The organism is Hahella sp. CCB-MM4 (genome assembly GCF_002260525.1).
Lineage (GTDB): Bacteria > Pseudomonadota > Gammaproteobacteria > Pseudomonadales > Oleiphilaceae > Hahella.
Window position 1 is genome coordinate 46,840 of sequence record NZ_MRYI01000026.1, and the last position, 17,705, is coordinate 64,544.

The window sequence follows — 17,705 nt, forward strand, 5'->3', positions numbered from 1 at the left end:
AACAATGACCAGTCTTGTCACTCACTTAACCTCTGTGCCCAGGGAAACTACGGGCCTGCTGAACCGGCTGAAAGAAAAAGCCAAAGGCTTCCTGGATATGCCCCAGAATGCCATCAACCTGTTTGTCCCTATTGAAGAAGACAAAGAACCTGCATTACGGGAGGTTCTCGAAGCCCTGCAGGAGGATACTCATCACAATGCCATCCTTCCCCTCGCCCACTTCTCCGACTCACTTCATTTCGCCCGATTCCTGATTTATGAAGGCCCGGAACATCCCAAGGTCTATGGGTCATATCTTGTGTTTATCGCCAATGTGGATGGTCCAGTGGACAGCTTTTTGCAGCAACTGGTCCACAAATCTTCCGCCGGGCTGGACGCAATCTTCAGCGCCTGTCGGAATTACCCGCCCAAAAGCAAGCGTACCCGGAACGCACGCATGAAGTATCTGCAACAACACCTGCTCCCGGCACAGGCTTTTTATGTGAATACCATCGGACGCGGAGTAAAGCAGATTCAGGATGAAGAGCGGCTACGGCAGGGCCTGCAGGAATACCTCAACACCCTTTCCCACCCCGTGGAGCTCTCGGCCACTGAGTTGCGCCTGCAGATCATCAACCATGTTGCGAAATCACCTGATCTGTTCTGGGCGTTGGAACCGCCAGTTCGCCCTTCTCTGCTTTGGAAAGCCAAAGAGAACCTGCGTTTTATTACGTTGGCCGGTTTGGGCGTGGTGGTCGTGACCTTTACCTGGCCGTTGATCCTGGGCTGGGTGGTAGTTGTCCAGATCAAGGAGATGGGAGACGAAGAGCTCACCGACAGGGCATCCCTGGAACGTCTGAATCAGCTCAGGGCCGATGAAGATTTCGCCGTTCATAATCAGTTTTCTGCGGCAGGTTCCCTGAAACCCGGACTGATTCGCCGTCTTACCGCCCGTTCCGTCTTGTCACTGGCACAGTTCAGCCTTCGCCATGTTTTCAACAACGGCGATCTTGCCGGCATTCCTCTGCTCGGGCTGGACGGAGTCGACACCATCCATTTTGCGCATTGGATCATGCTCGATAACGATCAACGCCTGCTGTTTGCCAGTAACTATGACGGGAGTCTTGAAAGTTACATGGTGGATTTCATCGATAAGGTCAGTTGGGGACTCAACGTGGTATTCAGCAATGGCCAGGGCTACCCCCGAACCAACTGGCTGTTCTTTGACGGCGCACGCAATGAACAACGCTTCAAGGACTATCTGGGACACCATCAACTGTCGACCCTGGTCTGGCATGCGCCATACAAACATCTGTCTGCCGTAAATATTGCCAATAACGCCAAGATCAGAGCAGGCCTGCGCGGGCGCATGAATGAAAAACAGGCCAAAGCCTGGCTGCAGCGGCTGTCCTAAAAATGACAGCTGAAGAAGACTGTACTGGGCCTGCCTTAGCGCAGCGCTGGATATAACGCAGTGCTGAATATGGCGCTGCCCTGGCAAAGGCCGAACAACAGATTGCAATGAGAGGAAGCACCTTATGAAAGATGCTGTGATCGGAAAGATGACCTACACGCTGGATGCCTCGCAAACCGATAGCCAATTCCTAAGCTATCCGAACCCTGTAGACCTGAGGGAAATCCAGGGACTTGTGGTACGAGGCTACGGCAACCTGCCTGCCGCCTGTTTCGGTTTTTTCACTATCAACTCTGCCGCCAAAGCCCGAAAGGCTCTGAGCAAGCTTCAGGCCCGCCTGACTTACGCGGAAGAGCGTCCTGCACTTGAGGCGATTAACCTGGCCTGGACCTATCAAGGGCTGATCAAGATAGGTGTCAGCAAAGAGGTTGCGGATGAGTTTTCCAATGAATTCCGCTCCGGTATGAACACCGAACATAAACGTCGGATACTGGGAGATGAGCAGCAAAATGCGCCGGAACACTGGCACTGGGGTGGTCCGGACACCCCTTCTATCGACTTTCTGCTGCTCTGCTACGCAAAAGACCAGGCGGCTCTTGAACAACTCTATCAGTCGCTGAAAGAGGCCCTGGCGTCATCTGCCGTGGAGGAAATCCTGTGCCTGGATACCCAGCTTCTTCCGGAAGCCAAAGAGCACTTTGGTTTCCGGGATGGCATCGCGCAGCCTTTCATCAAAGAATTCGACCGGCAGGGCCGGAATTTCACTCCGGTACCGTTGGGCGAAATACTGCTTGGATACCCTAACGGTTATGACCGCTATACCCAGCGTCCATTAATACCGGCAGAGCTGGATTTCAGCAACCAGCTCCCCCCGGATCCAGAGGGCTCTCCGACCCGGGATCTCGGCAAAAACGGAACCTATCTGGTATTCCGCCAGATGTCTCAGGATGTACCGGCATTCTGGCGCTATTTGAAAGAACAGGCAGGTTCAGAGGAAAAAGCTATCAGGCTCGCCTCCAAGATGGTGGGGCGCTGGCCCAGCGGAACCCCGATGGTTATGTCTCCGGAGCAGGACGATCCCTCAGTGACGGACAAAGATGCGTTTGCCTACCATGACACTGACCAACAGGGGTTCAAATGCCCACTGGGTGCCCATATTCGCCGCACTCACCCCAGAGACTCATTACAACCTGAACCCGGCTCGGAAAAATCGGTCGCCTTCAGCAATCGTCACCGCCTGTTGCGCCGTGGCCGTCCTTATGGAGATCCCTTTCATCCCACCATGGATCCGATGGAATATATGAAACTATTGGATCAGGACCAGCCATCGACAGAACGGGGACTTCACTTCATTTGCATTAACGCCAACATTGGGCGGCAGTTCGAATTCGTACAGCATACCTGGGCAAACAACCCCAACTTTAACGGCCTTTACCAGGATCCTGATCCAATCATCGGCAGCCGGTCTTCCTATGGCCTGCCCCAGAATCACTTCACACAACAACAATCGCCCGTGCGCAGTCAGATCAGGGAAATGCCGGAGTTTGTCAGAATCAAAGGCGGGGGCTATTTCTTCCTGCCCAGCCGCAGTGCCCAGGCATTTATTCTGAGCGCAGGAGTAAACACCTGATATGAAGACTCTGCCCCAATGGATTCACCAGGGAGCCACTCTGGCTGCCGGTATTGTCAGGCGGCTCGACCCTTATTACCGGGACAACTTTGACCGCTACCTGCTCCCTCCTATCGAAACGCTGGCTCAAGCCGTCATCCGGGCACGTCTTCGGGACGAAGGACTCAGTCTGGGTCAGGAGTTGGTCAGAAATGACGAAGAGCAGACCACCAACGACATTGCCGACACCATGAACCGCTTTCTCATCAAACACTACCGAAACACCGGCAAAGTCGCTGAGCGGGCAGGCAACACCAAAACTTACGGTTTACTGAAAGCCAATTTCAACATAGAGCCGGATCTGCCGAGAGAACTGAAAATCGGCTTATTCAAGCAGCCGAAATCATTTCCTGCCTACGTCCGCTTTGCCGGGCCCGGCCCTTTGGTCACCCGGGATATCGACAACAATGGCATTCTCAGTATCGGCATCAAAGTGATGGGGGTTCCGGGTCGAAAACTGCTCGACGACGAAAAAGCCACCCATGACTTTCTCGGCATCAGTTCCCCCACGTTTACCACGCCAAATATCTACGAAAACCTGAAGCTCCAGCAGGCAATTGAAAAAGACGCGCCGGCCTGGTATTTCCTGAATCCCCTGGATTCCCATTACCTGGATGGGGTTATGCAGGGCCTCTATGCCCGCACCCATGCCAATCCGCTGGAGCTGACTTACTATAGTTGCGTGCCCTATCGCTACGGCAGCAATCGTGCCGTGAAATATGTGTATCGTCCTCGTATTTCCGGGAAATCCAAAGTAGGCAAACTGACCGAGAACTATCTGCGGGAAGCGATGGTCGCCACTCTGGCTCAAAAGAATATGGTGTTCGACATGTTCATCCAGATACAAGTGGATCCTGTTTCGATGCCACTGGAGAACGCCTCTGTGGTCTGGTCCGAGCGGAGTTCTCCCCTGATACGAGTCGCCACCATCGAAATACCGAGGCAAACCTTTGACAGCGCCGCCCAACTGGCTTTTGCCCGCAACCTGACATTCAACCCCTGGCATGCACTGGCTGAGCACCGCCCACTGGGAAATCAGAACCGGGCACGGAAACACATTTATCAGGCAACATCAAAAATGCGGCAAGGCATCAACAAGGAGCAACATATCGAACCCACAGGAGATGAGGTGTTTATTTAGGGACTGTTCGTCCTATTTGGAAAACCACTGACCCAATCCAGAATAAGAATCAGGAGGTACATTATGGGTCTTACTGATTTTATAGACCGTGGCACCAACGTTATTAAAAACCTGCCCTATCTGTATGAGGTGCTGTCCCCCATGGACACGGATGCACCCTATTCAGAAATGAATTCACACAACTATGCTTCCAAGTGGAAATTCACCGACATGATCCGGAGCAGCCTGCTTCCTATCTATGCGCCCTTCAAAGGCGTTCCCACCCTGCCCTTTGAGAAACCGGATCGCCCGCCCATAGAGGATAACCAACAATGGTTTTTCCTGAACGGCATCTGCACCAATCAGGACGTTCTCAAGTTGAACGGCAAAGCGTTGGCAGACTTGTTCGGAAGAACCATATACCTGCTACATAATCCCTCCGACGGCATTGTTCTTGATCTGCTGGAATGTGCCGTAGGGCGGACCATGCAGCCGGTTTCCACCCTGGACAACAGTGTCGCCGCCATTCTGGAACAGGCTCTGGAAGCACACACCAAAGTGGTTCTGATTGCCCACTCCCAGGGGGGAATTATCAGTGCCCGTGCGTGCCGGATACTGGCCGAAAAGCTGGGGGCGACGGAACGCGGAGACTGGCTTAAAAAGCTGGAGCTGTATACCTTTGCCAGTGCCGCCACCAGTCTGGACATACCGGCCATTTATGCCGAGCATTACTTCAATACCCAGGACTATGTGGCCAGAATCGGCGTTGCCGGAAACCCGCAACGCTTTTCCGGTAAAAAATTCGAGTATGACGCCACGGGCCACTTACTCAATACCCACTATCTACCCCATTTCACCGCGAACGCATACAAGAGTAAAACCCGGGCCCGTAGCCGTTTGTTTACCTATCTGGATCCCAGAAGGAATGGGGGGTAATCCTCCATTTCTTCAACATTCCCACCTGAGCCTTTCCCGGGCAACTGGACGATATGGTCCTGTTACGACACAATCTGTAGAGTCAACGATGAAAATTTCGCCTGACGGAGATCGGCGAATCGTAATCCGGAAACGGGTGAATGGACGCAATACTGAAGGACATTTCGCATGTATCCAGGTGTTTGTGTTGCCAGACTTGTCATCCTGGCTCTGCTATGGTTTCCCATTATCAGCTCCGCTGAAGAAGCTCGTGGAAACGTCAGCATTGCCATTGGTGAATGGGAACCGTTCATCAGTGAATCCTACCCCCACTTCGGCATCATTCCCCACATAATTTCTGAAATATACAAAGATGCGAATATTGAAGTGACCTATGGTTTCTTTCCCTGGAAGCGCTCTTATTCCCAGGTAAAGGACGGTAAATGGAACGCGTCGGCCATTTGGGGCAGAACCCCGGAAAGAGAACAGGACTGTCTGTATTCGGACGTCGTTTATACGGGTGAGATTGTGCTCTTCTATCGCAAAGAAGATAGACCCATCACCTGGAATGGAAACCTGCAGGATCTGAAAGGGCTCTCCATCGGCCTTCCCATGGGCAGCGCCAAAGCCCAGCCGCTGCAGGAAGCGGAAGCACGAGGTTTGATTGTCTATGACGTGAGCGTCGACCACGTGGGGATTTTCAAGAAACTTCTGGCCGGCCGTTTTGATGCCGTGGACGAAAACAAGGCCGTCGGCCTGTACAACCTCCATACCCAGTTTTCCAATAGAGAGCAGGACATGGTGGCATTTACGGCACCGCTTGAATCATGGGACTACCACGTCATATTTTCTCGCGCGTTACCAGACAACCGAAAATACCGGGACCTATTTAACCAGGGCCTGCAGAGAATGAAACAGGATGGCCGTTTTCACCAGATGTGGGAGGCATTCTACCGGGGGGACTACAACTAAATTTCCTCATGACGACCTTTCTTTCCATTTCCGAACAAGCCTTTCCTACCGGGAAAACCTAACAACATTAATCGGTGGCAGATGATGGGACAAACATTGCCAATGATCTCCCTGATCTTCGGATACCCAGAGATTACCGGTGGTCGAGCCAAAGGCTAATACCTTCCCGTCAGAGTCGACATCCAGTGCGTGGCGATAGGTCAGGTCGTAGGCCTTTTCCTGAGGCAAGCCATTGCAGAGTGTTTCAAAAGTCTTACCCCCATCACGGGTACGGGTCACCACCAGCCTGCCGTCAACGGGAACACGGGTTTCATCTTTCACTCCGGGAACAAACCAGGCGATGTCCGGATTTAGCGGATGCACTGCCACTGCAAATCCGAAAACAGACGGAAATACATCCTTGATCTCATTCCAATTCAGGCCACCATCGATGGAACGAAAGATACCATTGTGATGTTGAATCCAGAGATGGTCGGGAGCTGACGGACATCTCACCATCCGGTGAGGATCCTGGCTTCTTTGTTCAAAAGCCTGCTCCGGCGGCATATATGCGGCCCGCAGCCCTTTTCCAACCAACTCCCAGGTTCCGCCTCCATCCAAGCTTTGCCAGACACCCCCGCAGGAGATGGCCAGACTCAGATGTCGGCTATTATCGGGATGCACACTGATGGAATGAATACCGGGATGGTCATACCCTCCCCCAAACCAGAATTCCCGCTCAGGACGCTGCCAAAGAGGTTCGATCAACTGCCAGGAACTGCCATTGTCCGCGGATTTAAACAGACCGCCGGGAATAGTACCGGCCCAGAGCACTCCAGGTTCGTCAGAGCCTCCGGTCACCAATTCCCAGATTTGTTCCACCGAGGGAGCGTCTTTAACTGATTCTCCAGCTTCAGTCGATTCTGCTGAAACTGAAGGGCTGTCCTGTACCGGAAATCTGGGCGGTTCGATTTCCTCCCAGTGCGAGCTACCGCCGGAGCGCCTGTGCATCTTTACGCCAAAATGCCCGAGGTTTAAAGCAACGTACTGGTATCCATTGCGATGATCGTGCAGCAGCATCGTCACGGGATCGCCAAGGAATTCCGGATCGCTTGCCGTCCATTGCCCGGCAGCGTTGCGTTCATAAATAAACAGACCTTTACGGGTTCCTACTTGAAGCTTCAGAGTCATAGCCGTATCCCTAGTTTATTATTTTCATTTCCGGAAGACTGAAATCTGTCGACGCTATTCTTCCAGTATGTCGGCGCTTTCTTCCAGCCTGCCGACGCGATCCCCCTCTGCCTCTCAAACTATCTTCCAGTCTGCTAACGCGGTCCTCCAGCCTGTTAAGGCTATCCTCCGGACAGGGCCTGTAACACATGGACCTCTGATGCGGGTTGGACCGGATCAGACAATCCAAGACGATCTCTTATCATGATGCCATCCACAAACACGGCAATGTTTTTACGCAAACGATGCTGATCGTCCAGAATATAGCCGGCCAAACGCTGATTACCTTCAAAGGCCTGCGCTAACGCTTCCGCAACGCTTTCCGCGTCAACATTTTGGGGAGGACAATCCAGATAGCGTTCCAGATTGGGGGTGAATATCACTTTGGCCATTGCAGTTCCGCTCACTTTTTAGCCATATGATAAAGGCGATCATAGCATATGCCCCTGGGGTAACAAGTAGTAGCCGGAGAAGCAGCTCAGGTATTTATCCCCGCTTTCCACGATCTTGCCACGTTCTTTCCAGGATCTTGCGAAGTCTTTCCATAACCTTTTCATAATCATTACCCGGGTAATCTGCCGTTTCCAATCATGGATAAGGAAATTGCAATATGAATAAAAACAAACAGGCCTCAGGCACTGTCCTCAGGCATGGCCTGGCTTTAGTGTTCTCCGCCTTGCTCCCGTTTTCTGCCGCCTCCCAGGCACTGACCCTGGAAGTTGACCAGATCAATGTCAGCCAGGGTTATGTCAGTTCACAACCCATCGAGGTGTTGGGCAACATGGCCTTGTCGGGCAGCCAGGACAATTGGGATGAATATATAGAATTCTCGCCCGACTCAGACAGGTTCAGAGGTGATTTCGTGTTCGAGCTTCCGGGAGACCTGAATCCAGATACTCTGACCTCACTGGTGGTCGAGGCCAATTTCATGGGCGAAAGCCGTAACAACCAACGCTGGCTGTTCAAAATCCGGGACTTCCAGAACAAGCGTTGGATCGTTCTTGGCGACAACACCGAAGCTGAGGAATGGCAGTGGCATAACTTCTGGCTGGAAGTTCCCGGAGATGTTTCCCGATTCGTCAACAGCCAGGGACAGCTGAAAATACGCTATCAGTCCAATAACGACCAGGATGTCAGTAACCTTGACTATATGGCACTGGAAGTGGCCGTAGCGGATACTGATCCCGGTGACGGCGGGACAGATCCTGATGGGCCGGGTCCAGATCCTTATTGGTGGCAACCAACACCAGCGGACAATCTTAGCTGGCAGTGGCAGCTCCAGGGCGACATCGACCATAACCACGATGTCCGTGTTTATGACGTGGATCTGTTTAATGTCAGTGCCAACGAAATCGCCCAGTTGAAAGCGGAAGGACGCACCGTCATCTGCTACTTCAGTGCAGGTACCTATGAAGGCTGGCGCGATGACTGGAAAGAGCATTTCAGTTTCATCACAGACGATTCCTATACCGGCTCAGAGCCTCCTTTTGCCGGTAACATGGCCGACTGGGATGAACGTTGGTTGGATATCCGCCGTATCGACCTGCTGACGCCCATCATGACTTCACGCCTGGACCTGGCGGTCGAGAAAGGCTGTGATGCAGTGGAGCCGGACAACGTCGATGCCTGGACCAACAGCAGCGAGGTAAGACTGAGCCCGGCCCTGACAGCCGATGACCAGTTAACCTATAACAAGTGGCTTGCCCGGCAGGCGCATGATCGTGGGCTCTCAATCGGATTGAAGAACGATATCGAACAGCTCGCAGATCTGGTGGATGACTTCGATTGGGCATTGAACGAACAATGCTTCCAATACAACGAATGCGAGGAATATTCCGTCTTCGTCAACGCTGATAAGGCGGTCTTTGGAGTGGAATACCAGGGCAATCCGGCAGATTTCTGCCCACGAGCCAAACAGCTTGGTCTTCAGTGGATGAAGAAAAAGCTGGATCTTTTCGGCTGGCGCCAAGGGTGTGAGGATTACTAATATCCTAGGCCTAATTTCCAGGTTGGGGATCTCCCCAACCTAGGATAGCATGGGAGCCCGGAGGGTTTATCCATGCACATCCTGGTTATTGAAGATGCTGAAATTTTAAGGCAAAGCCTGGAGACAGGGCTGACGGATGCCGGTCACCAGGTCGATAGCGTTGCCGATGGCAAAGAAGGGCTGATGCGGGCACTGAATTACCAATACGACCTGATACTGCTTGATATCATGCTGCCTGGTATGGACGGCTTTCAGATCCTCAGCAAAATCAGGGAAAAAGACAGTGATCTTTTGGTTTTGATGCTGACTGCCAGGGACGCGGTGGAAGACCGGGTTCAGGGACTCACGCACGGCGCAGACGACTATCTGGTCAAACCCTTTCACTTCTCTGAACTGCTGGCCAGAATTGAAACGTTGTTCAGAAGGCGCTTCGGCCTTAAGCAAAATAGTATTACCGTAGGACACATTACCCTGGACACCAACACCAAGTCGGTAAAATCGCAGAATGCGCCCCTGAACCTTCCTCCCCGCGAATATGCGCTGCTGGAATATCTGATGCTGCACAGGGACCGGGTGGTTTCCCGAAGCGAACTGGAAGAGCATATCTACGACGAATACATTGACCCGATGAGCAATGTCGTGAACTCAGCGGTATCAACCTTGCGCAAGCTAATCGATCTGCCGGGACAACCTTCACTGATCAAAACCCGCCGGGGTTTCGGCTATCAAATGAGCGAATCATGAAATCCATCAGACAGCAGGTCGTCCTCACCACTTTCAGCGTCATGCTGGCGTTTCTGCTTATCCTCTGCCTCACCAGCTACTTTCTTGCCCGGGAGTATCTGATCAACCAGTTTGACCAGGAGCTCCTGGCCGATTTCCAAAGTGTCGTGGGGATGACCAAAATCTGGCCCGACGGCGAAGTCTGGGTGGATCTGGACAGTGAAGTGCTGACCGCCTATGCCGAAGATGGAAATAAACTTTTTGAAGTCTGGACGGGAGACGGCACAGAATCGCTGGATCGCTCAGTTCTGCTGGAGCAACAGGATATTCATATCCATCGCCCGATAAGGCCGGCAGATAATCAACCGGCAATCTTTGATACCGCATTGCCGGATTGCCGAAACATACGAGCCGCGACCCAGGTTCTCTACCCTCAGTGGGGCTGGGACAGCATTACTCCTGAGCTGCAAGTAACTGAAGAGATCAAAGAAACCAAAGTAGAAGTGCTTGTTGCCCGCAACCGGGCGCCCCTGGACCACGATCTGGCCATGCTGCTGATTTGGTTCATCGGGGTAATGCTATTTCTTCCAGTGCTGCTGTTTGCTGTAGTCTGGTATGGCGTCGGAAAAGGCCTTACTCCATTGAAACGCCTTACCCATCAGGTAAGCGGAATTCAGTCCACCAACAAACTGGAACGTCTGGATGCTCAATGGCCTGTTGAACTTCGTCCACCGGCAGAAAAAATCAACGAGCTGCTTGACCGGCTGGAAGAACATTTTCTGCGGGAAAGAAGGTTTACCTCTAGTGCAGCTCATGAACTTCGCACTCCTATCAGTGAGCTCCAACTTGCCACCGAAGTTGCCCTGCTCGCCAAAGACCAGCCTCAGCGACTGCTGACAGCTGTCCAACAGGCCCATACCCTGGCCGGGAAAATGGCCGAATTGGTAAGTTCTCTGTCCCTGCTATCCCGTCAGCAAAAGGATGAATACACCCTCCGCAAAACCACCGTCGATCTGGTCCGCACGATACAGGAGGTCGTCGCCCAGCATGACTCTGCCATGAGGCAGAGAGGGTTGACCATCTCCGCGGAATTTCCGGACTCCCAGTTTCTGTATTCAGACCAGACACTGTGCCAGACAATAGTAAGAAACCTGATAAACAACGCAGTCAGTTACGCTCCGGAAAACACCGATATCAGTGTGGCTCTCAAGGTATCAGGAGAGAAGAAGGACCATCTGCTGCTTCAAGTCAGCAATATCTGCCCCCAGATCCAGGAACAGGATCTGAGGCACATGTTCGAACCTTTCTGGCGCAAGGAAACGGTTTACAGCCACCAGCATCATTTTGGGCTGGGACTGGCCATTACCCGCGAAGCCTGCGACTTACTGGGTTTTCAGCTTAATGTCAGCAAGCCTGCGGCAGACGTCATCGAGTTTTCCGTCGCGGTGAAGTTAACGGACTGAGGCGGCCTGAATTTACTTCAGTTTTTCTAGGCCTGTTCGGACAAATAAGTCCACCGCTGCCGGACACCGATGATATGAATCACGCCAAATGACAAACAGATAAGTGAACTCCAGATCCAGAAATCAGTGCCTAAGCTCGTCACGTAAGGATGATCTGAAAGTACCGGAACAAAGAATCCGTAGAGACCGCGAATACTGTATACCGCCGTTATCAGTACAAGACAGGTCCGTAGAAAAGGCAGCCGAAACAAAATGCCGGCTCCAGACCAAGCATAAAGTCCCCAAGTGGCCAGCACACCAGTGATTCCCAATGTTACCAGCGTGGGATAAAGGCTCCCCTGCTCAGCCATAACCGCCATATCCTCACCGGCGCCGAAGAATCGATACCAGTCCGGCCCACCGGCAATCACGGCTAAATGCAACATGGCAGCGACAAAACTCAAGACGCCTGCGACGGTTAAAAATCCATTTGTCTGTTTCACAAAAATCTCCTTTTAAGTCCATGAACAGAATGCTGAAAATGCGCACTATACCACCAAAAGTTACATTTAACTTTGTTAAAGTCACGCCCAACATGCGCGTCAACAAAGAGACGCCAACAGACCCTGACCCTGGCCTGAATAATAAGAAGCAACAGACATGGCTTTCTCCCTGAAAATGAACATATCCAATCGCCTGATGGTTGTCTTCTTGACGATGTTTTGTCTTGGAAACTCAACCTTGATGTATGCCGATGATAACGGATTGAATCCCGAAGACCCCGACTGGGTGTTACAGAAAGACCAGGACGGTATCAAGGTCTACTTCAAGCGCGTAGCAGGCTCCAGCGTCAAAGCTTTTATGGGCAAAGCCATCATTTCTGCCTCGATGAGCAGTATCCTGAAGGTTATGCAGGAAGCGGAAACCTGTGTGGATTGGGTTGAAGGGTGCTCCGAAGCCATCACCCTGGAAGGGGGTGAGTTCAGGGAGTTCTACCAGTATGCGGTAAACAACCTCCCCTGGCCTGCCAGTGACAGGGACTACGTTATTAAAGTCCAGGCCAATGACGACCCTCAAACCGGAGTCGTGGAAATCTACTTAAGCGCCGTGGAGGGGTTGGTGCCCAGAACCCGGAACATCCGGCTGAAAAAGATGGATATACGCTATATTCTCAGCCCTATCGATGAACACAGTACCGATGTCACCTGGGTTCAACACACCGAACCGGAAGGCTTCATTCCCGGATGGCTGGTCAACATGCTATTGCTGGATATTCCCTATCACTCCCTCACCCGGCTCGAACAAGTCGCCAACCGCCCAGAGTATCGTTCGGCCAGGTTTGTTTATAACGAGCAACATCAGATTATTGGGTTTGAGTGATTTTAATATTCTCATCCCGAGATTTTTAATGGGCTTGTGATGCATCACTTGAGATTCTGGCAACGTTAAAACCTTCCTCAGGAACAGGTTCTACGAAGTACTTTGTGACCTGCTCAAACATCGCTACCGTATCTGTAGCCGTCCTTTCCGGTTGTGCAACACGCCTTTTTTCGATTTGCCTCAGACAGGTTTCATTCGGGACATCAATGAACACCAAAATATGGGGAGCATTAACGGCTGTGAAGATTTTCTTAAACCACTCTCTCTGTGACACAGTATTAGCAGGAAAGTCCATCACCACATCCGTGCCTACAGCCAATATCGACTGGACCAGCTTTTTAATTTGGGGCTTTAGCAGACTGGAGTATTTTATATAGTCATCCAGCGATGAAATCTTATTCGGATAGATAGATTCAAGCCATTCATCCTCTGAAAGTAAAACGGCATTCCTTTCACGGGCAATTTCAGCAGATTTAGTGGATTTCCCCGCCCCCATCTTACCGCTGAAAAATATTAGTGTTCCTGTCTTCATTTGACTTCCGTTTTGTTACCCAGATGGGCGGACACATAGGTCCGCCCCTACATATATAATTCTTGCTGACGCGAATTAGCTGCATCTCTTTGCGTAAACATCCGGAACCCATAGTTCCATGAAGGTTTGAGGGTTGGCTAATGCCCGAAATCCGAACTGCTCATACAGTGCATGAGCGTCCCGAGTCGCTAGCACCATGCGACGAAAACCCTGTAATTTTGGATGTTCAATAATGGTCTTCATTAGCCATTTGCTTAATCCCTTACCTTGATGCTCTTCCAGAACGAAGACGTCGGCTAAATAGGCGAAAGTTGCTTCATCTGTAATCATCCTGGCAAAGCCAACTTGCTCTCCAGTATCCAAGAAAACACCAAAGCATAATGAATTTTTGATCGCTCTGGACATTGTCTCCATTGGTATGCCACTTGCCCAATATGACCGGGATATGAAGCCATGAATGACAGATACATCCATGTCGTCATGGTTAGTGCTAATTTTATATCCTTCAATCAAGGCTCATACTCCTAAGTATCTTAAGCTTTAACAAACGAATTGAACTAGTCACTAAATAACTACTTCTGTGTGATTGGGTCAGTATATGGAGTCCAACCTGACTCTATTCTTTCAATCAACAAAGTATCATTCCACACTCCCCTAATAGGCAGGTATTTCTGTTTATCACTTAGTTTCCCAATCCTTTCCTCTTTTTCTCCATCCCATAGCCACCAAGTGGCGACTTTTCCTGAGGTTCCTACTGCGCCAGCTCTAAACAAGGGAAACGGCTTCAGCTCTTCTTTAACTGAAAAGTTTCCTACTATTTCAAAAATGCCCCTATTTATTGCAGCTGTCAGCGGAAAGAAAGTCGAGAATCTTACAGAATCATTCAACACTCCTTCCAATGGAGAAGGTCGGTTCTTGTATGATTTGTCAAATATCCTCAACAGTGCCCCGTACCGAGGCTGCTTATGTGTATATTGGGCGTAAGTTAAGCCTGATGATGTCTTGATCTCGACCAGATCACCAATTTTTATTCGAGCCATAGCTATACCTAAAATCGAGTGCAGCCGACCGGAAATCTGCACCTAGTTCTGTGGATTCAACCGAAACAACTAAACCAGGGTTGTAGCATCGCTTGCAAGGGCTATAAGTGCAGATAGGCAACCCTCGCGTTATGGTTTCAAAATGAGAACCAACCTAACGCGAGGCACCTGAGTTCTTTATTCGCACTTTTAGGAATTGCTGGTTAGCTATCGTTCAAGAAAGTTGTCAGTCCTCTTTTTCTCTTGTATCACCATTAGGATCTGTGGCTGAGAGGGTGTAACTATACCGGGGCCCCAGCTTCTCTGTGCGACATCGCCTTTCATTTCAAGGAGAGCTTTTCTATTGCAGCCTGAGCACATTTTCTCACACCTTTGTTAGGATCGAGACTCAATTTTTTCAACATGCTTTGTGTATTTTCATCACCAATATCCAGAGCCGGAAATAGTGCATTGAGAGCATTAAATCGGACGGTCGGGGCTTCATGACTGGTTAGATCATACAAGCGAGATATAAAATCAGCCGTGTTGTACAGTTCAAAAGGCAGCTCACTAAGAATCCAAGCGGTAATCGAGACCAAATTAGGATTATCGGAGTCTAGGAGGGGGAGTAGCTGATATACATCTAAACCTCTCCGAATGCGATCAACCATTTCATTTAAACGATCCCCGATATCATCTTCGGTTTCAATAATTTTAAGAATTTCGATATCAATCATTTTCGATTCTTCTCAGCTTTTTTATGAATTAAGGAAAGTTTCCTCTTGGGATATTCCTTGAGCATGAGCTTTCGGTTGGGTTGCTGAGCCAGTTCCTAAATTGTCAAAGGTGGTGCGGATGAAGCAACAGTGGCTCGGTGGATACTGAATGAGAAACGACAACGTGAGTACATTTCTGTACTTATGCACGCTTCTGAGGTGCATCTGAGTCCACATAATCAAAGAGGGGGGCTCTTAGAGTTACCGTATGCATCGGTCGCGAGGGAGTTATCCATTTATTCGAAAGAAAGTCGCTGGTAGAGATCTTTAATCCGAGCCCACCGCCTAATCAAAAAGACCAGCCTCAAATGAGGCTGGTCTTATGACTGTCAAACTGTGGGACAGCAGTGCCCTTAGGCCCTCTTTTTAGCGCTACCTTAGACTGTAGCCGTTGACGAAATAATAAGACTACCTCCAACCATTAACTTTTCCAACATGGTCGACATCTCTTATTAACCTTTCTATTTCCCCAACATTTATTCCTTTTTTCTCCTTAAGAAGAGTCAGACTCCTCTTCAGCATATCGAATATCATCGACTCTTGCTTCTCAGCACTTGCATTCTTAAATTCTTGAAAATTAATATTGAGCCTATAGTCCATTTCTTTCTTTGAAGAGGAATATTTGGTTATTTCCTTAAATTCATTATCCTCCCTCAAAATAGCAATGCAATCCCAGTCAACTAAGTTTACTTCGTAGCTGCCCCGAGTTATTTCATCATTTATCGCATTTTCTACTTTCTTTCTAGCCGCTCTAAAGTTATCTGCGACATCTGCCTGAAGCTCTCCTCCTATCCAAAGTTTCATATTGTTGGTCCTAATAGTCACTTTTATTTAGTCTTGGTCTTTTACCACCATTTTCGGCTTTATATTCGAGAATTTTTTCATGCTGCCACTTATGCATTTCTTTTTTTGTTCCAGACTCTTGTTTCACATAGTCCACATTATTTTCTTTTAAGAATTTTTTACTATAACGTTTTTGCTTGTTATCGCCAAAACGATCTTCCCCGCGAGTCGTTTCACCATATTTTGAAATCAGAAAATGGGACACCCAAAAGACTGATCAATTAACGATTTGGACCCACAAGTATTATTTTTCCTACAAAGCTATTGTTGATTGAATTGATTCAGCTTATTTTTAATATGGCCTCAAATTTCCTAATTCCCATGGAGAGTTTATGGATACAAACAATGAGACTCCAAGAATGGCAGAGAACCCAGCAACCAATGCTGATTCAGGAAATGTTGTTTGGTCGCCTATAAAGTCCATGTGGTATTTGTCTCATTTAATGATTGGCACCATAGGTGGAATAATATTTTTTAGCTGGTCTGCATTTTCTCTTTTCATAGTGTTTACCGCATTGACGCTTTGCCTCGGCCACTCTTTAGGTATGCACCGCAGGCTGATACATAACAGTTATGAGTGCCCCAAATGGATGGAGTATCTATTCGTGCATTTGGGCGTCCTCGTAGGAATGGCAGGACCATTTAGCATGGTTTATCAGCATGACATTAGAGACTGGGCACAAAGAAAGTCGGAATGTCATCCTTTCCTGAGACATGGATCCAGTTTTTTCAAAGATGGATGGTGGCAATTAAACTGCGATTTACGGCTAAATAATCCGCCGAAGTTTATTCCTGAGATGAGAATTCGAAATAATAAAATATATAGATTCATGGAACGGACGTGGATGTTCCAACAATTACCATGGACAGTACTTTTCTTTTACATTGGAGGTATCTCTTGGGTTATCTGGGGAATCTCTGCTCGTATCGCAATATCCGTGACTGGACACTGGCTGATAGGCTATTTTGCTCATAATGAAGGAAGTAGGGATTGGCATATTAATGGTGCCGCAGTACAGGGGCATAATGTTCGCTTTGCAGGATTAATTACGATGGGAGAAAGTTGGCATAATAATCATCATGCTTATCCTGGCTCTGCGATGTTGGGCATTTACCAAGGGCAAAATGACCCAGGCTGGTGGGTACTTAATGCATTGAATAATCTTGGACTGGTATGGAATATTAGGCTTCCAAAAGATTTGTCCAATCGTTCAGAACTTCAAAAGATCCACCATGAAGGTGTAACAATACGGAACTACAAGCTCCCGAAGCCTTGTAAGTTTATTTCAATGGTAGGTAAGGTTATGCCCCCCGGCTGATAGGCAGTTTAAATACACAAGGGGTATCCTTTTAGTGCCCATTTCTACTTGTAATACGTTCATTGGTTACCCAATTTTAAACGTAAACCAGTTGTTATATTTTGCCTCGAGTAGATCTGCTACTGCGAAGTATAAGTCTACGTCTTCAATTAGTATTGGTAGCTTTTCTATAGAAGGCGCGATCACTTTCATTACATGGCGCGGTTCAACAAAGCGTTTTATCACCTTCAAAGTCTTTTCTCTATCGTTGACTGTGACAATACTAATATTGTTGCATCTGGGTTCTACCCCGTTTCCACGGACGGTTTTAAAACGGCTGATAACTTCCGATCCTGAAGGGCAACTCTACGCCGCATCCTAGGATTATGGAACCGCTCGATGTAATCAAAAATATCTGCTCGCGCTT

20 protein-coding genes and 1 pseudogene are annotated in these 17,705 nt (G+C 49.4%); 10 read left to right on the plus strand and 11 right to left on the minus strand.

Annotated elements, in window-relative coordinates; all coding sequences use genetic code 11:
• Positions 1 to 4 precede the first annotated feature (4 nt).
• The 5 genes from BTA51_RS27330 (at position 5) to BTA51_RS27350 (ending at position 6,069) form a co-directional block, all read left to right on the plus strand.
• Positions 5 to 1,393, plus strand: coding sequence for a hypothetical protein (locus BTA51_RS27330; RefSeq protein WP_094712262.1), 1,389 nt, complete (start codon positions 5 to 7; stop codon positions 1,391 to 1,393).
• A 124-nt stretch (positions 1,394 to 1,517) separates the two neighbouring features.
• Positions 1,518 to 3,023 carry a Dyp-type peroxidase gene (locus BTA51_RS27335; RefSeq protein WP_094712263.1) on the plus strand — a complete coding sequence of 502 codons (1,506 nt, stop codon included), beginning with the start codon at positions 1,518 to 1,520 and terminating at the stop codon, positions 3,021 to 3,023.
• A 1-nt stretch (position 3,024) separates the two neighbouring features.
• The gene (locus BTA51_RS27340) at positions 3,025 to 4,203 is read left to right on the plus strand and encodes a catalase family protein (protein ID WP_094712264.1); all 1,179 of its coding nucleotides are present in this window, start codon (positions 3,025 to 3,027) and stop codon (positions 4,201 to 4,203) included.
• 63 nt (positions 4,204 to 4,266) lie between these two features.
• Entirely contained in the window at positions 4,267 to 5,118 is an 852-nt protein-coding gene (locus tag BTA51_RS27345) for a hypothetical protein (protein ID WP_094712265.1), read from the plus strand.
• 168 nt (positions 5,119 to 5,286) lie between these two features.
• Complete coding sequence (locus BTA51_RS27350; protein WP_094712266.1) at positions 5,287 to 6,069, plus strand: ABC transporter substrate-binding protein; 783 nt, start codon at positions 5,287 to 5,289, stop codon at positions 6,067 to 6,069.
• Between the two features lie 45 nt (positions 6,070 to 6,114).
• On the opposite strand, the gene BTA51_RS27355 is transcribed toward BTA51_RS27350, so the two are convergent.
• The 3 genes from BTA51_RS27355 to BTA51_RS30825 all read right to left on the minus strand — a co-directional run bounded on the left by BTA51_RS27355 (position 6,115) and on the right by BTA51_RS30825 (position 7,835).
• On the minus strand, positions 6,115 to 7,239 hold the full coding sequence (locus BTA51_RS27355; RefSeq protein ID WP_094712267.1) for a sialidase: 1,125 nt from the start codon (positions 7,237 to 7,239) through the stop codon (positions 6,115 to 6,117).
• Between the two features lie 161 nt (positions 7,240 to 7,400).
• Positions 7,401 to 7,670 (minus strand): MoaD/ThiS family protein, encoded by a 270-nt coding sequence (locus BTA51_RS27360; protein ID WP_094712268.1) that lies wholly within the window; start codon positions 7,668 to 7,670, stop codon positions 7,401 to 7,403.
• Between the two features lie 39 nt (positions 7,671 to 7,709).
• Positions 7,710 to 7,835, minus strand: coding sequence for a hypothetical protein (locus BTA51_RS30825; RefSeq protein ID WP_256385769.1), 126 nt, complete (start codon positions 7,833 to 7,835; stop codon positions 7,710 to 7,712).
• A gap of 53 nt (positions 7,836 to 7,888) precedes the next feature.
• Here BTA51_RS30825 and BTA51_RS27365 point away from each other — a divergent pair, with 53 nt between their 5' ends.
• From BTA51_RS27365 to BTA51_RS27375, 3 genes are all read left to right on the plus strand, one after another.
• Positions 7,889 to 9,265, plus strand: a complete 1,377-nt coding sequence (locus BTA51_RS27365) for an endo alpha-1,4 polygalactosaminidase (protein WP_094712269.1) — start codon at positions 7,889 to 7,891, stop codon at positions 9,263 to 9,265.
• Positions 9,266 to 9,337: 72 nt separating this feature from the next.
• Positions 9,338 to 10,009, plus strand: coding sequence for a response regulator transcription factor (locus BTA51_RS27370; RefSeq protein WP_094712270.1), 672 nt, complete (start codon positions 9,338 to 9,340; stop codon positions 10,007 to 10,009).
• Complete coding sequence (locus BTA51_RS27375; RefSeq protein ID WP_094712271.1) at positions 10,006 to 11,451, plus strand: HAMP domain-containing sensor histidine kinase; 1,446 nt, start codon at positions 10,006 to 10,008, stop codon at positions 11,449 to 11,451. The genes BTA51_RS27370 and BTA51_RS27375 overlap by 4 nt, the downstream gene beginning before the upstream one ends.
• A gap of 26 nt (positions 11,452 to 11,477) precedes the next feature.
• Here the strand turns inward: BTA51_RS27375 and BTA51_RS27380 are convergent, their stop codons facing one another.
• Positions 11,478 to 11,933: a hypothetical protein gene (locus BTA51_RS27380; RefSeq protein WP_094712272.1), complete on the minus strand. Its 456-nt coding sequence runs from the start codon at positions 11,931 to 11,933 to the stop codon at positions 11,478 to 11,480.
• Positions 11,934 to 12,090: 157 nt separating this feature from the next.
• On the opposite strand from BTA51_RS27380, the gene BTA51_RS27385 reads away from it, so the two are divergent.
• Entirely contained in the window at positions 12,091 to 12,810 is a 720-nt protein-coding gene (locus tag BTA51_RS27385; protein WP_094712273.1) for an START domain-containing protein, read from the plus strand.
• A gap of 25 nt (positions 12,811 to 12,835) precedes the next feature.
• Here BTA51_RS27385 and BTA51_RS27390 read toward each other — a convergent pair whose 3' ends face one another.
• The 6 genes from BTA51_RS27390 to BTA51_RS27415 form a co-directional block, all read right to left on the minus strand.
• Complete coding sequence (locus BTA51_RS27390; RefSeq protein ID WP_094712274.1) at positions 12,836 to 13,342, minus strand: ATP-binding protein; 507 nt, start codon at positions 13,340 to 13,342, stop codon at positions 12,836 to 12,838.
• 75 nt (positions 13,343 to 13,417) lie between these two features.
• The gene (locus BTA51_RS27395) at positions 13,418 to 13,855 is read right to left on the minus strand and encodes a GNAT family N-acetyltransferase (RefSeq protein ID WP_094712275.1); all 438 of its coding nucleotides are present in this window, start codon (positions 13,853 to 13,855) and stop codon (positions 13,418 to 13,420) included.
• 59 nt (positions 13,856 to 13,914) lie between these two features.
• A complete protein-coding gene (locus tag BTA51_RS27400; protein WP_094712276.1) occupies positions 13,915 to 14,382 on the minus strand; it encodes a hypothetical protein in 468 nt (155 codons plus the stop codon).
• A 320-nt stretch (positions 14,383 to 14,702) separates the two neighbouring features.
• Positions 14,703 to 15,098 (minus strand): HEAT repeat domain-containing protein, encoded by a 396-nt coding sequence (locus BTA51_RS27405; RefSeq protein ID WP_094712277.1) that lies wholly within the window; start codon positions 15,096 to 15,098, stop codon positions 14,703 to 14,705.
• 447 nt (positions 15,099 to 15,545) lie between these two features.
• On the minus strand, positions 15,546 to 15,941 hold the full coding sequence (locus tag BTA51_RS27410; RefSeq protein ID WP_094712278.1) for an Imm44 family immunity protein: 396 nt from the start codon (positions 15,939 to 15,941) through the stop codon (positions 15,546 to 15,548).
• Between the two features lie 10 nt (positions 15,942 to 15,951).
• A complete protein-coding gene (locus BTA51_RS27415; protein WP_094712279.1) occupies positions 15,952 to 16,185 on the minus strand; it encodes a hypothetical protein in 234 nt (77 codons plus the stop codon).
• A gap of 127 nt (positions 16,186 to 16,312) precedes the next feature.
• Between BTA51_RS27415 and BTA51_RS27420 the strand changes: the two genes are divergently transcribed.
• On the plus strand, positions 16,313 to 17,299 hold the full coding sequence (locus BTA51_RS27420) for an acyl-CoA desaturase (RefSeq protein WP_094712280.1): 987 nt from the start codon (positions 16,313 to 16,315) through the stop codon (positions 17,297 to 17,299).
• Positions 17,300 to 17,583: 284 nt separating this feature from the next.
• Here BTA51_RS27420 and BTA51_RS27425 read toward each other — a convergent pair.
• Positions 17,584 to 17,705 (minus strand): annotated as a pseudogene (locus tag BTA51_RS27425) (IS3 family transposase); the annotation flags it as partial.

Bases quoted from the DNA above. Each gene is read 5' to 3' on its own strand.
- BTA51_RS27360 (WP_094712268.1), bottom strand. From the start codon at position 7,670: ATGGCCAAAGTGATATTCACCCCCAATCTGGAACGCTATCTGGATTGT.
- BTA51_RS27350 (WP_094712266.1), top strand. From the start codon at position 5,287: ATGTATCCAGGTGTTTGTGTTGCCAGACTTGTCATCCTGGCTCTGCTA.
- BTA51_RS27335 (WP_094712263.1), top strand. From the start codon at position 1,518: ATGAAAGATGCTGTGATCGGAAAGATGACCTACACGCTGGATGCCTCG.
- BTA51_RS27365 (WP_094712269.1), top strand. From the start codon at position 7,889: ATGAATAAAAACAAACAGGCCTCAGGCACTGTCCTCAGGCATGGCCTG.
- BTA51_RS27405 (WP_094712277.1), bottom strand. From the start codon at position 15,098: ATGATTGATATCGAAATTCTTAAAATTATTGAAACCGAAGATGATATC.
- BTA51_RS27355 (WP_094712267.1), bottom strand. From the start codon at position 7,239: ATGACTCTGAAGCTTCAAGTAGGAACCCGTAAAGGTCTGTTTATTTAT.
- BTA51_RS27370 (WP_094712270.1), top strand. From the start codon at position 9,338: ATGCACATCCTGGTTATTGAAGATGCTGAAATTTTAAGGCAAAGCCTG.
- BTA51_RS27330 (WP_094712262.1), top strand. From the start codon at position 5: ATGACCAGTCTTGTCACTCACTTAACCTCTGTGCCCAGGGAAACTACG.
- BTA51_RS30825 (WP_256385769.1), bottom strand. From the start codon at position 7,835: ATGAAAAGGTTATGGAAAGACTTCGCAAGATCCTGGAAAGAACGTGGC.
- BTA51_RS27400 (WP_094712276.1), bottom strand. From the start codon at position 14,382: ATGGCTCGAATAAAAATTGGTGATCTGGTCGAGATCAAGACATCATCA.
- BTA51_RS27345 (WP_094712265.1), top strand. From the start codon at position 4,267: ATGGGTCTTACTGATTTTATAGACCGTGGCACCAACGTTATTAAAAAC.
- BTA51_RS27385 (WP_094712273.1), top strand. From the start codon at position 12,091: ATGGCTTTCTCCCTGAAAATGAACATATCCAATCGCCTGATGGTTGTC.
- BTA51_RS27420 (WP_094712280.1), top strand. From the start codon at position 16,313: ATGGATACAAACAATGAGACTCCAAGAATGGCAGAGAACCCAGCAACC.
- BTA51_RS27410 (WP_094712278.1), bottom strand. From the start codon at position 15,941: ATGAAACTTTGGATAGGAGGAGAGCTTCAGGCAGATGTCGCAGATAAC.
- BTA51_RS27340 (WP_094712264.1), top strand. From the start codon at position 3,025: ATGAAGACTCTGCCCCAATGGATTCACCAGGGAGCCACTCTGGCTGCC.
- BTA51_RS27375 (WP_094712271.1), top strand. From the start codon at position 10,006: ATGAAATCCATCAGACAGCAGGTCGTCCTCACCACTTTCAGCGTCATG.
- BTA51_RS27390 (WP_094712274.1), bottom strand. From the start codon at position 13,342: ATGAAGACAGGAACACTAATATTTTTCAGCGGTAAGATGGGGGCGGGG.